The organism is Nocardia sp. NPDC004722, from assembly GCF_053601505.1.
The window spans coordinates 1-13118 of the sequence record NZ_JBSGBY010000194.1 but is presented as its reverse complement, the minus strand read 5'-3'; the positions used below and the strand labels follow the sequence as shown (position 1 = coordinate 13118).

Annotated in this window: 11 protein-coding genes; 7 read left to right on the top strand and 4 right to left on the bottom strand. The window is 67.9% G+C overall.

Features of this window, described 5'->3' with window-relative positions:
- Positions 1-455: 455 nt before the first annotated feature.
- From ACWELQ_RS20120 to ACWELQ_RS20090, 7 genes are all read left to right on the top strand, one after another.
- Complete coding sequence (locus ACWELQ_RS20120; RefSeq protein WP_452398571.1) at positions 456-3239, top strand: helix-turn-helix transcriptional regulator; 2784 nt, start codon at positions 456-458, stop codon at positions 3237-3239.
- Between the two features lie 91 nt (positions 3240-3330).
- Positions 3331-4125, top strand: a complete 795-nt coding sequence (locus ACWELQ_RS20115) for an alpha/beta hydrolase (RefSeq protein ID WP_452398570.1) — start codon at positions 3331-3333, stop codon at positions 4123-4125.
- Positions 4126-4133: 8 nt separating this feature from the next.
- Positions 4134-4925, top strand: a complete 792-nt coding sequence (locus tag ACWELQ_RS20110) for an SDR family NAD(P)-dependent oxidoreductase (protein WP_452398569.1) — start codon at positions 4134-4136, stop codon at positions 4923-4925.
- A 47-nt stretch (positions 4926-4972) separates the two neighbouring features.
- Positions 4973-5452, top strand: coding sequence for a cupin domain-containing protein (locus ACWELQ_RS20105; protein ID WP_452398568.1), 480 nt, complete (start codon positions 4973-4975; stop codon positions 5450-5452).
- Positions 5453-5521: 69 nt separating this feature from the next.
- Positions 5522-6304 carry an alpha/beta fold hydrolase gene (locus tag ACWELQ_RS20100; protein WP_452398567.1) on the top strand — a complete coding sequence of 261 codons (783 nt, stop codon included), beginning with the start codon at positions 5522-5524 and terminating at the stop codon, positions 6302-6304.
- Between the two features lie 53 nt (positions 6305-6357).
- On the top strand, positions 6358-7182 hold the full coding sequence (locus ACWELQ_RS20095) for an alpha/beta fold hydrolase (protein WP_452398566.1): 825 nt from the start codon (positions 6358-6360) through the stop codon (positions 7180-7182).
- Between the two features lie 158 nt (positions 7183-7340).
- A complete protein-coding gene (locus ACWELQ_RS20090) occupies positions 7341-8258 on the top strand; it encodes a helix-turn-helix domain-containing protein (protein WP_452398565.1) in 918 nt (305 codons plus the stop codon).
- 100 nt (positions 8259-8358) lie between these two features.
- Here the strand turns inward: ACWELQ_RS20090 and ACWELQ_RS20085 are convergent, their stop codons facing one another.
- The 4 genes from ACWELQ_RS20085 to ACWELQ_RS20070 form a co-directional block, all read right to left on the bottom strand.
- Positions 8359-9504: an acyl-CoA dehydrogenase family protein gene (locus tag ACWELQ_RS20085; protein WP_452398564.1), complete on the bottom strand. Its 1146-nt coding sequence runs from the start codon at positions 9502-9504 to the stop codon at positions 8359-8361.
- Positions 9505-9673: 169 nt separating this feature from the next.
- Positions 9674-10525, bottom strand: a complete 852-nt coding sequence (locus tag ACWELQ_RS20080) for a lysophospholipid acyltransferase family protein (RefSeq protein WP_452398563.1) — start codon at positions 10523-10525, stop codon at positions 9674-9676.
- 92 nt (positions 10526-10617) lie between these two features.
- Positions 10618-12288, bottom strand: a complete 1671-nt coding sequence (locus ACWELQ_RS20075) for an AMP-binding protein (RefSeq protein ID WP_452398562.1) — start codon at positions 12286-12288, stop codon at positions 10618-10620.
- 37 nt (positions 12289-12325) lie between these two features.
- Entirely contained in the window at positions 12326-12877 is a 552-nt protein-coding gene (locus ACWELQ_RS20070) for a nuclear transport factor 2 family protein (RefSeq protein WP_452398561.1), read from the bottom strand.
- Positions 12878-13118: the final 241 nt, after the last annotated feature.

Sequence of the window (13118 nt, the reverse complement as noted above, 5' to 3'; positions counted from 1 at the left end):
GCAGCTCCTCGAGGCGGTTCTCCACCGGGGTTCCGGTGAGCGCCAGGCGATGACGCGCGGGCAGCAGCCGGGCGGCCCGCCCGCCCCGAAACCCCCACCAGCAACACCCCCCCGCCGCCGCAGCAGCCGACACACCGAAAAAGCCCCGGCGATTCAAAGGTGACAAGACGCTCTACTCCCGCTCAGACAAAGAACGCCAAAACGGTTGCACCACCCCGTGTCCGACTCCCGCCCCCACCCTGGCCGCGAGGTTAAGAATGTATCGCTACAGATGAATGGACGCTGAACCCGCCGAGCCGCACCATCGCCCGCGCCGGGTCCGCCAGATCCCTTGACGAACTTCACCGATTCGGCACAGGAATGTTCTGTGCGCGCACGATCGAGATTCCGAGACCCTGATCGGACGCGCCCTCGTCCTAGCGTGAAACGCGGACCGGAAGGCTAGGGCAGCGCTGATGACCGAAATACGCGACCTCGCGACCACGCCGACCCGGGCACAGCGGGACGAGCTCGTCGGAAGAGCAGCGGAATGTCTTGTGCTGGAATCCTTCACGGCCGGAGTCCGGTCGGGGCTGAGCGAGAGCCTGGTGCTGGCCGGGGCGCCCGGAATAGGAAAGACCCGGTTGCTCGAGCATCTCGCCGACACCACCGAGGATCTGCTGATGCTGCGGACCTCGGGCATCGAGTCGGAGCTGCCCCTGGGTTATGCCGCATTGCACCGGCTGCTTCGACCGTTCCTCGATCGGCTGCAGCGCATTCCGCGACCGCAGCGGGACACCCTGAGAGCGGCTTTCGGACTTGCCGCGGGTCCGGCGCCCGACCGCTTCCTGGTGGGCCTCGCGACGCTGAGCCTGTTCGCGGATCTCGCCGCCGAAGGGCCGCTGGTGTGTGTGATCGACGATGCGCACTGGCTCGACCGCGAATCCCGTGAGGCGCTGACGTTCGTCGCACGCCGTCTGCACGCGGAACGCGTCGGCATGGTGTTCGCGGTCCGCGAATCGGCCTTCGACGGAGAGGTTTTCGAAGGCTTGCCGATCCACGTGGTTCCGGGACTCCCCGGACCGGCCGCGCGGACGCTGCTGGCCCGCACGGCCCGCGACTCCCTCACGGACGACGTCGCCCGGGTGCTCACCGAACAGACCGACGGCAACCCGCTGGCACTGATGACCTTGGTCGCCTCGCTGACGACCGAACAACTGCGCGGCACCGCGAGACTGCCGGAGCCGCTGCCCATCGGCCCGCGGCTCACGAACTGTTTCCTCGACCGAATTCGGGTGCTGCCGAAGCCCACCCGGGATCTGCTCCTGCTCGCGTCGATCAGCCCGATCCGGGACGAGGCCCTGCTCTGGCGGGCGGCGGCGGTGCTCGGCCTGTCGCAGGACGACGCCGATCCCGCGGTCGAGGCCGGAGTCCTGGTGCTGGGCAACGGTTTCGCCTTCTCGCATCCGCTGATCCGAGCCGCCGTCCACGGCGCGGCCCGGCCCGGTGGCCTGCGGCGAGCGCATCAAGCGATCTCCGCGGCCTGCGACCCGGACCACGATCCGGACCTGCGGGCGTGGCATCGGGCCGCCGCGACGGCGGGCGCCGACGAAGCCGTCGCACGGGACCTGGAGAACTCCGCCGAGCGTGCCCGCGCCCGCGGCGGATACACGGCCGAAGCGGTATTGCTCGCCCGAGCGGCCGAGCTGACTCCTTCGGTGGCGCAGCGTGACGAGCGACGGCTGGCGGCCGCGCAGGTCTATCTGATGTGCGGAGATCCGCGGTCCGCACAGCATCTGCTGAGCGCATCGCGGCCGTTGAGCAAGGTAACCGCGATGCGGGGCCGCGCCCGATGGCTCACAGCGGCCGTCGAGACCTACTTCTGCCGGATGGAAGACCAGCCCGCGCTGTTGCTGGCCGCCGTCGCCGAATTGGATGCGGCGGACGGTGATCTGGCCTGGCTCATGGTGTCCCAGGCGCTCAGTTCGGCGATGTTGTCCCGGGCGGACACGGTCGGCGTCACCCTGGCGGAGGTCGCCGACGCGGCCTTGGCGGCGCTCGGCGGGCGGTCGTCCGCGCTGTCGGCGTACGACCTGTGCGTCGTCGCCTTCGCGACCCGGATCAGTGCGGGCTACACGGCGGCGGTCCCCCGATGGCGCGCCGCGTTGCGGGCCCTGCGCAGTGGCGAACTCGCCGAACAGGGGATGCCGCTGGCGGTCTTCGCGCATTTCGCGTGTGACGAACTGTGGGACGACAGCGCCCGGCGGGTCGTGTTCGCGCGGCTGCAGAACTTCGACCGCGACAACGGCGCGCTGGTCGGACTGCGGGTCGTGCTGGAATGCCAGGCGGCCGACGCCTTGCGAGCGGGCCGACGCGACGAGAGCGCCGGCTATCTGGCGGAGGCCCGCGAACTGCTCACGGTGATCGGGTTGGAAGAGCTGCCTTGGATGCAGCGGCTGGAGTTGCTGGTCTGGAGTGGCGCGGAGACCGAGGCCCGCGCGGTGGCGTCGAGTGTCGACGGAGCGGGATTCCCGGCCCGGGCCATGCAGAAGGCGCTGGCCGCACGCCATCTGCTCGTACTGGAACTGAGCCTGGGGAACTATCGCGCGGCCCTGGAGCGGGCGCGGTTCCTCTACGAGGACGACGTGCCCGGTCACAGCAACCTGGTGCTCGCCGACATGGTCGAAGCGGCGGTCCGCACCCAGGAGACCACGCTGGCCGGTCTGGCCCTCGCTCGACTGGATACGCGGGCACGAGCCAGCGGAACCCCGTGGGCGCTGGGATCATTGGCGCGGGCGCGGGCCTTGCTGGCCGACGACGACACCGCGGCCGACCTGTATCGGGAAGCGATCGACCAGCTCCGGCGAACCAGTGTCGCGGTCGACCTCGCCCGGACCCACCTGGTGTACGGGGAATGGCTGCGCCGTCGTAAACAACGGCAGGAGGCCCGGATACAACTGCGCCTCGCCTTCGAGATGTTCACCTCGGCCCGTGCCCCACTGTTCGCCGAGCGCGCCCGCGCCGAACTCGCCGCCACCGGTGAGCGGGTGCCCCGCCGGAGCCAGGCACCCGACCCGCAGCTCACACCGCAGGAATCCCAGATCGCCGCACTGGCCGCCGAAGGAGCGACCAACACCGAGATCGCGGCCCGCCTCTACATCAGCACCTCCACCGTCGAATACCACCTCGCGAAGGTCTTCCGGAAGCTCGCGGTGACCTCCCGCAGGCAGCTGCGTCCGGCACTGTCCGCAGGGGACTGAGGACACCGCTGGGGACTTTCGCCGATTCGCGGAGCGATCCCCGCGACGTCTCATGAACGAGTCGACTCCATCGAAATCACAGGGAGACATCGTGACCGGGACTCCGATCCTCTTCATCCACGGCCTCTGGCTGCACTCGGCGTCCTGGCAGCCGTGGCTCGAGCTGTTCCAGGAACACGGGTACGCGGTCGCCGCGCCCGGCTGGCCCGGAGAACCCGACACCGTCCAGGCGGCCCGGGCCGCGTCCGACAGCGTCGCGGGTCACGGCATCGACGATGTGGTCGACCACTACGCCGCGATCATCGCCGGCCTGCCGACGCCGCCGATCCTCATCGGGCACTCCTTCGGCGGCATGATCGCCCAGAAGCTCCTCGGGCAGGACCGCGCCGCCGCGGCTGTCGCCATCGACGCCGCACAGATCAAAGGTGTTCTCCCGCTGCCGCTTTCGGCGCTGCGCGCGACCACCCCCGTCTTCAAGAACCCCGCCAACCGGAACAAGTCGGTATCGCTGACCGCCGAGGAATTCCGATACGCGTTCGGCAACGCCATCCCGCGCGAGGAATCCGACGATCTCTACGAGCGATGGGCGGTGCCCGCTCCCGGCAAACCGCTGTTCGAGGCGGCGGGCGCCAACTTCAACCCGCATTCCGCGGCCAAGGTCGACACCGCCAATGCGGGCCGCGGGCCGCTGCTGCTGATCACCGGCGGCAAGGACCACACGGTGCCCGAGGCCGTCACCCGAGCGACGCTGAAGCAGTACCGCCACTCCGAGGCCGTCACCGATCTGCTGGAATTCCCGGACCGTGGACATTCCCTGGTGGTCGATCATGGCTGGCGCGAGGTCGCCGACGCCAGCCTGGCGTGGTTGAAGAGCCAGGAGCTCTGAGGCCGACGATGTTCGACCTCGACCTCGCGGGCAAGGTCGCCGTGGTCACCGGAGCCAGCCGGGGCATCGGCCTGTCGGTGACGAAAGCGCTTGCCGCCGAAGGTGTCTCGGTGGTGGCGGGATCGCGCACGGGGAGTCAGGAACTGACGGAACTGGCCGCCCACGAGGGTGTGCGCACGCCGCTGATCGATCTCACCGCTCCCGAAGGACCCCAGCAGCTGGTCGACGACGCGATCACCGCTTTCGGCGGAATCGACATCGTGGTCAACAACATCGGCGCCGTCATTCCCCGCGTGCAGGGGTTCCTCGCCGTGACCGACGAGGACTGGCTGTGGTCGCTCACGACGAACTTTCTGGTCGCGGTCCGCACGGCCCGCGCCGCGCTCCCGTATCTGATCCAGCGTGAGACCACCGCCATCGTGACGATCAGCTCGGTCAACGCGTCGCTGCCCGATCCCGGCGTCGTCGACTACTCGGCGGCGAAGGCAGCGCTGTCCAATTTCAGCAAGTCGCTGTCGAAAGAGTTCGGCCCGCAGGGCGTCCGCGCGAACACCATCTCGCCGGGACCGGTGACCACCGCGCTGTGGCTGGGCGGGCAGGGCGTCGCCGCCGTGGTCGGCGCCGCCGCGTCCGCCGACCCCGACGAGGTGGTCCGGCAGGCCGCGGCGAAGAGCGTCACCGGACGGTTCACCCACCCGCAGGAGGTCGCCGATCTGGTGCTGCTGCTGGCGAGTGAGCGCACCGCCAATGTCACCGGCGCCGACTTCAGGATCGACGGCGGACTGATCGAAACGCTCTGATCCCGCCGCGCCCCGACGCTATCTCCACTTCAGCCGAAAGGCATGCCATGACAACCGAACCCACGCTGGTGCACGCCAAAGAAGGCGAACCGTTCACCATGACCGACACCGAGCATCTGCTGTGGAAGGTGACCGGCAAGGACACCGGCGGCACCTTCGATGCCGCCGAAGTCACCGCGTCGCCGTTCGTCTCCGGACCGCCGCGGCACATCCACGACCGCAGCGATGAGATCTTCTATGTCCTGGAAGGGACGCTGCGCGTCCTGCTCGGCGAGGAACTCCACGACGCCGAGGAAGGAGCACTGGTCTTCATCCCCCGGGGCACCAGCCACACCTGGATCAACGGAGGAACGATCCCGGTGCGATTCCTGACCATGTACGTCCCCGGCGGCATGCGGGGCTTCTTCGAGGAGACCGCACCACTGGTCCAACAGGTCCCGCCGGACCTCGAAGCCCTGTCCGTCGCCGCGGCCCACTTCGACACCCGCCTCAGCGGCCCCCCTCTACCTCCGTTCTCCCCCTCATGAATTCGACCGACAACCTCACCCTCGCCGCCGTCTGAGCTCTGTGCGCTCGACCTTCAGAAAGGAGTCGCCATGCTCGTTCCCCAAGGTCTCCGGGTCCTATTATCGGCCACCGGACTGGCCCTCGGCCTGACCGTCTCCGCGGCACCCGCACACGCCGAGGCGGTCCGGCCGACCATCGTGCTCGTGCACGGCGCGTTCGCGGACGCCACCAGTTGGGACGGCGTGGCTGCCGCATTGCGGGCCGACGGATACCGAGTTGTCGTGCCGGACAACCCATTACGTGGCCCCGCCAATGACGCCGCCGCCATCGGACAGGTGCTCGCCGGCATCGACGGCCCTCTGGTGCTGGTCGGCCACTCCTACGGCGGCGCGGTGATCACCAACATCCATGACGAGAAGGTGCGGGCCATGGTGTACATCGCGGCCTTCGCCCCGCAGCAGGGTGAGCCCATCGCGATCGCCATGGACCCGTTCCGTTTTCCGGGCAGTAGTTTGCAGCCCCCGGCGCTGCAACTGCTGCCCTCGGGTTCGGGCCTCGACGGCTCCGTCGCTCCCGACTCGTTCAACAGTGTTTTCGCGCAGGACGTTTCGCCCGCCACGGCCGCGAACATGATCGCCCATCAGCGCTCTATCGCGGCGTCCGCCCTGCTGGAACCGAGCGGTCCGGCCTCGTGGACGAGCACGCCCACCTGGTATCTGGTCTCGGCAGCCGACCGCGTCATCGCGCCTGCCGCCGAGCGGTTCTTCGCACAGCGGATGGGCGCGCACACCGCCGAGGTCGACGCCTCGCACGCCTCGCTGGTCTCCCAGCCGGGTGTGGTCGCGGCGTTCATCGAACAGGCCACTCGATAGCTCCCCGCGAGGCCACGGCCGCGCATCGAATATCCGATTACAAGGAGTCCTCAATGCCCATCGTCACCACTTCCGACGGCGTCGAGATCTACTACAAGGACTGGGGCAGTGGACAGCCCATCGTCTTCAGCCACGGCTGGCCCTTGTCCTCCGACGACTGGGACGCGCAGATGATGTTCTTCCTGTCGCACGGTTTCCGGGTGGTCGCCCACGACCGGCGCGGGCACGGCCGGTCCGCGCAGGTCGCCGACGGGCACGACATGGACCACTACGCCGACGACCTGGCGGCCGTCGTCACCCATCTCGATCTCACCGACGCCGTCCACATCGGCCACTCCACCGGCGGCGGTGAAGTCGTGCGCTACCTGAGCAGGCACGGACAGGACCGCGCCGCCAAGGCAGTACTGATCAGCGCGGTGCCGCCGATCATGGTCAAGACCGCCGACAACCCTGGCGGACTGGACAAGTCGGTCTTCGACGACATTCAGCAGCAGGTCGCCACCCGCCGCTCGGACTTCTTCCGCACCTTCGCCGAGGGCCCGTTCTACGGCTACAACCGGCCCGGCGCACAGCCGTCGGAAGGCGTGATCGCCAACTGGTGGCGCCAGGGCATGGCCGGTGGCGCCAAGGCGCACTACGACGGCGTGGTCGCGTTCTCCCAAACCGATTTCACCGAAGAACTCACCAAGATCACCATCCCCACCCTCGTCCTGCACGGCGAAGACGACCAGGTCGTCCCCATCCAGGACACCGGCATCCGCTCGGCGGAACTGCTGCCCAACAGCACCCTCAAGACGTATCCGGGCTTCCCGCACGGCATGCCGACCACCGAGGCCGCGACCATCAACGCCGACCTGCTCGCCTTCATCCAATCCTGAGTGCGGCCGGGAACGGACTGGGCCCGTTGATCCCCACGGCCGGTTCATCTCTCGCACACCGCGGCATCTGGATACTCTGATTCCTTGGCTCCCCGTCTCTATCGGGGGGCCGTGGGAGGTGTCGCGTGGTCGTGGTGTTGGATACCAGTCTGCTTCCGATGGGTGAGCGCATCGAAGCAGCGCAGGATCTGCTGGCGGACAAGGAGATTCCGTCGATCCATCGATTCGGGACGGTCGCCGATCAACTGTGGCATCGGTTCGCCGTGTGGGATCTGGGCGCGGGGGTGCATGCGACGCAATTCACCGGCACCGGCCTGAGCGTGCTGCGCGGGGACAGGCAGTTGCGGGCCGCCGCGCCCGAACGGGTCGGCCTCGGTGTGCAGTTGACCGGCTCCGGCACCTTCGCGCACTGTGGCGCGGACCAGGTCATCGGTGTCGGCGAGCTCTCGCTGACCGACGGCACCAGCACCTCGGCGTACTCGTCGAGCGGTCTCGGCGGCTCCAAGGTGGTGATCTTCGATTACGACCAGCTCGCGCTGCCCGTCGAGACCGTCCGCGTCGCGGCCACGAGGCTCAAATCCAGTCCCTTGTACGGTCTGGTCACCGCCCATATCGCCGCGCTCGGCGAAGACGGCGACATCGCCCCCGGTCCGGCCCGGATCATGCTCAAATCGGCCACCACCCAATTGATTCGAGCCCTGATCACCACCGCCGCCGACGACCCCCGCCAGCGCGAAGACCTCCACGACACGCTGTACCTGCGCATCGCGGCCTACGTCGAAGACCACCTCGGGGACCCGGACCTCGCCCCCGACCGGATCGCGCGGGCACACAACATCTCGGTCCGCCACCTGTACAACGTCTGGTCCGCGCGTGAAATCCCCTTGAGCCAGTGGATCATCCGCGCCCGCCTCGAGGCCGCGCGCGCCGATCTCGCCCGCCTGGGCCGCACCACATCGATCGCCGCCGTAGCCCGCCGCTGGGGCTTCACCAGCCCAGCCCACTTCTCCCAGCGCTTCCGCAGCACCTACGGCATGTCCCCCCGCGACTACCAACGCCCCGACAACCACCCGTAACCGACCGCCGCCCTGCCATCGCGGCAAAGGGCAAGGCGCGCAATCGGAATGCGACCGATGCGGGGGCGGGAATCCGACGGGATCCCCGCCCGGTGCCGGATCAGGCCAGTTTGAGGCTGCGGCCGATGATTTCCTTCATGATTTCGGTGGTGCCGCCGTAGATGGTTTGGACTCGGGCGTCCATGTAGGCCTTGGCGATCGGGTATTCGCGCATGTAGCCGTAGCCGCCGTGGAGTTGCAGGCACTTGGTGATGAGGTCGAGTTGTTCTTCGGTGGACCACCATTTGGCCATGGCGGCCTCTTCGACGGTGAGCTTCTCGGCGTTGAGCAGGTCGATGCAGCGGTCGGTGAAGACGCGGACGGCGGTGGTCTTGGTGGCGAGTTCGGCCAGGACGAAGCGGGTGTTCTGCTGGGCGCCAATGGGTTTGCCGAACGCCTTGCGGTCGCGGACGTACTGGCAGGTGAGGTCCAGGCAGCCTTCCATGGCGGCGGCGGCCATCACGGCGATGGACAGGCGCTCCTGCGGGAGGTTCTGCATCAGGTGGATGAAGCCCTGACCCTCGGTGCCGAGCAGGTTCTTGGCGGGGACGCGGACGTCGGTGAAGGACAGTTCGGCGGTGTCCTGGGCCTTGAGGCCGATCTTGTCGAGATTGCGGCCGCGCTCGAAACCGGGCATGCCGCGCTCCACCACCAGCAGCGAAAAGCCCATGGCCCCCTTGGACGCATCGGTCTGGGCCACCACGATCACGATGTCGGCATTGATGCCGTTGGTGATGAAAGTCTTGGAGCCGTTGAGCACCCAGTCGTCGCCGTCGCGGACCGCGCGGGTCTTGATGCCCTGAAGATCCGAACCGGTGCCGGGCTCGGTCATGGCGATGGCGGTGATGATCTCGCCGGAACAGAAACCGGGCAGCCAACGCTGCTTCTGCTCCTCATTCGCCAATTCCAGCAGGTAGGGCGCGATCACGTCATTGTGCAGACCGAAACCCAGGCCGGAGTAGAAGCCCTTGGTGACCTCCTCGGTCACGATGGCGTTGTAGCGGAAATCCTTGACGCCCCCGCCGCCGTACTGCTCCGGCACGGCCATGCCGAGGAATCCCTGCTTGCCGGCTTCCAGCCAGACCGCGCGATCGACGATGCCGTCGTGCTCCCACTGCTCGTGGTGGGGCGCCACATGCTGATCGAGAAACTTACGGAACGACTCCCGGAACAAGTCATGTTCGGGTTCGAAAAGGGTGCGTTCCACGCCAACCTCCTACGGTGACCACTGCGGCATCATCGCCTCTGCCATTACCGTACTCGAAAGTCGAACGGAGGTTAACTTCACAGGGCGGAAAAGTGGTCCGAACTGCGACGGTCGCCATTGACGTCGCGGGACGGAGGGGCTGAACCTCGGTAAACCTAGAGGGACATGCTCAGAGGCCGAAGCGGCCCAGCGTGCGACCGAGCAGACTGCGGCCGCGATCCTTGTCGCGCTCGGACAACAGGAACTCGAGTTCCTCTTCGAGGGCCTTCTTCACCACGACCTGCAGGTCGCTCGCGGCGGCGTCGAGATCCTCGGCGTCCTGCCACGGGCTGGTGTCGATCGGGGTGCCGAGCGCGTAGTAGAAGCGCTCCGGCTTGGGCACCAGGGTCGGGCCGAGGCCGCGGATCAGCGGCGGGGTCAGGTTCGAGCGCAGGCCCAGACCCTCGACCGCCTTGCGCAGCGGCAGCATGACCGGGTGGTCGCCGTCGAAGACGATGTCGTAGATATCGTCGCCGCCGACCATGGCCATGGGAACGATGGGCGCTCCCGCCTGGATCGCCATCTTGGCGAACCCGGTGCGGCCCTCCCACAGGAGCTTGTACTTCTGCCCCTTGGCGCGCATGGCCTCGCGACCGCCGCCGGGGAACACCGCGACCGCCTCATCGTTCTCCAGCAGGGTGGTGCAGTTGCGGCGGTTGCCGCGCACGATTCCCCAGCGGTGGAACACATCTCGCAGACCCGGCACATCGATCAGCACGTTCTCGGCCAGTCCCCGCACCAGCCGATCGTGGCGCACCAGGATCTCGTGCGCGAGCAGCGGGGCGTCGGTACCGCCCGCCAGCGAATGGTTGCCGACCAGCAACACCGGACCCTCGAGCGGGAAGTTCTCCATCCCGTAGAAGCGCGGGCTGAACCACGCCCGGGACGGGGCGATGAGCAGATCGATGATGCGGCGATCGGTGTCGGTGAGATGGACGTGCAGCGGCGCGCCGTCGGTCAACCCCCTCGGAGCTTCGGACACATGATCATCATTACGAGACACAACAAACCCTCCCTGCAGAGCCTTCGATAGCAGCATGCTAACGAAAGCTTGCGCAGGTCACCGACCGAGGGTTAGAACAGGTTAGCCCGCCCGAAAGTGCCGAACTCCGCCCTCAGTTCGGATTTGCCGGGCTCGGTGAGCCGGTCGTACTCGGGTTTTCCGCGGCCTATCCAGCGATAAACCGGTTCGGCGGTGTGCCAACGCTGTTGCTGGAGTTCGCGTTTGAGCACCTTGTTGGAACCGGTGACCGGCAGGTTCCCCGAGACGCGCAGCAGGCGGGGCGCGCCCTTGCTGCCGAGATCATCTTGGGCACTGAGGAATTCGGCGAACTCTGCGATGTCGAAGGCGACCGGGTCGGCCACCTCGATCGCCGCCATCACCTGATCCCCCGACCGCGGATCGGGCACCCCGTAGACGGCCGCGGCGATCACCGCGGGATGGCGTCGAATCACCTGTTCGATCAATAGCGTCGAGGTGTTCTCGCCGTCGACGCGCAACCAGTCGCCTTTGCGTCCGGCGAAATAGAGAAAACCGGCCTGGTCGATATATCCGAGGTCGCCGGTCCAATACCAGCCATTGCGCAATCGTTCGGCGTCGGCGACATCGTTTTTGTAATAGCCCTCGAACACGAGCGCGCCCGCCCGGTCGACCATCTCACCGACCGCCTCGTCCGCGTTGAGCACCCGGCCGTACTCGTCGAGCACCGCCCGCGCGCATTCGGTGAGCGTGTCCGGATTCACCACGGCCACACCGGGATGCGCGGGACGGCCGAGTGCGGACGGCGGGGCCGCGGGGTCGAGGGCGGCCAGGGCCGGGCCCTCGCTGGAGCCGTAGCCCTCGAACAAGGGTGCGCCGAAGCGGCGGCGGAACTCGGCTTGATCGGCCACCGACGCCTCCGTGCCGAACCCGCGCACCAGTGTGTTGTCGGCGTCGTCGGGCTGCTCGGGGGTGGCGAGCAGGTAGCCCAGTGCCTTGCCGACGTAGGTGAAGAACGTCGCGCCGAAATGCCGTACGTCCGAGAGGAATCCGGATGCGGAGAACTTCGGCGTCAGGCACACGGTCGCGCCGTTGGCAAGCGCGGGGGCCCACAGCGCCATGATGGCGTTGCCGTGGAACAGCGGCATACAGCAGTAGTCGACATCCTCGCGCACATGCCCGAATTTGGCGGACGCCGCGTAGGCGATCACCGCCAGGCGGCGCTGAGAACACTTGACCGCCTTGGACATTCCGGTCGTCCCCGAGGTGAACAGCAACAGCAGCAACACCTCCGGCCCGGCCTGCGCCACCGGATCCCCGGGATACGCGGCCAATCGCCGTGCGTACTCCGGATCGTCCACGAGCAGAAAGCGTTCCGGCTCCAGTCCCAGATCCAGCCCGCGCAGTCGCGCCATCCCGGCGGCGTCGGTGACGATCAACTGACAGTCCACATACCGGATATCGGCTTCCAGCTGGGCGTTGCCGCGCGTCGGATTGATGCCGACCACGGTCGCGCCCGCCAGCGCGGCCGCGCCCAGCCAGAAGACGAAGTCGGGGACATTGTCCAGCAGCACCCCGATGTGGAACGGGCCCTCGCGCCGTAACTCCCGGGCCAGTTCCGCGCGGGCCGCGGACTCGCGCACCACCGCGTCCCAGGTCCACACCCGCTCTCGGGTGCGCAGGCCGGGCCGCTCGTCACCGAGCCGGTCGAGCAGCATGCTCGCGATATCCGCCCGCTGCACGCCCGGCGTCGATAGGTCCGTCATGTCCGAATCGCCTTCCATATGCCGAGTCTCGCCGCTCTCACACGCCCGGGTGCACGAGTTCGACGTATTCGCTGGGCAGTTCGTCGAACGCGAGCTTGCGGACCTCGACCGGGCCCGAATGGTAGGAGTCCTCGCCGACGATCAGACCGTCCGCGTCCACCGGCCACAGCAGCAGCTGACGGAAGGTGATCAGGTAATCGGCGGCCGGATCATCCACGGGGATGCCGATCTGCGCGGCGTACGCGCCCGGATAGATCTGCTTGAGGTAGCCCTCGGTCACCACGCAGTCGTCATCCACCAGCAGCCGATCGAGCGCGAACTCCAGAATGTTGGACTTGCTGGCCACGAACGCCGAGTAGTACCCGTGCACACCCGCCCACCCCTTCGGCCCGACATCCTGCCCCGCGTTCCAGAAGTGATAGTCCGGCTCCGCCACCAGGGTCTTCATCAGCCCGTCCAGATCGGGCGCGGCCTCCGCCTTCATGTGTTCGATGACAATGCTCAGCACCTGCCGGTGCCGTGCATCGGTGGTCACGGCCAACCGCTCCTCGAGCAACCGCCAGGTCTGGGCCGGATCGACAATGGCCATGATGTGAATCTCCTTTTCCCGCACCGGATGTGCCCACCGATCGTCACCGTTCGAGCCACCGGGATCAGCCGCCGTGTGTCGCGATTGCGGCGGCCGCGACCCGACACCCGTCGGATGTCTCCGGACCGGCGAGCGCCCATCGCCCTCGCCCGGCCGGTGCCCATCGCCCTCGCCCGGCCGGTGCCCATCGCCCTCGCCCGGCCGGTGGCCGTCACCCGGCCTCCGGGGCGGTCGCCGCGGC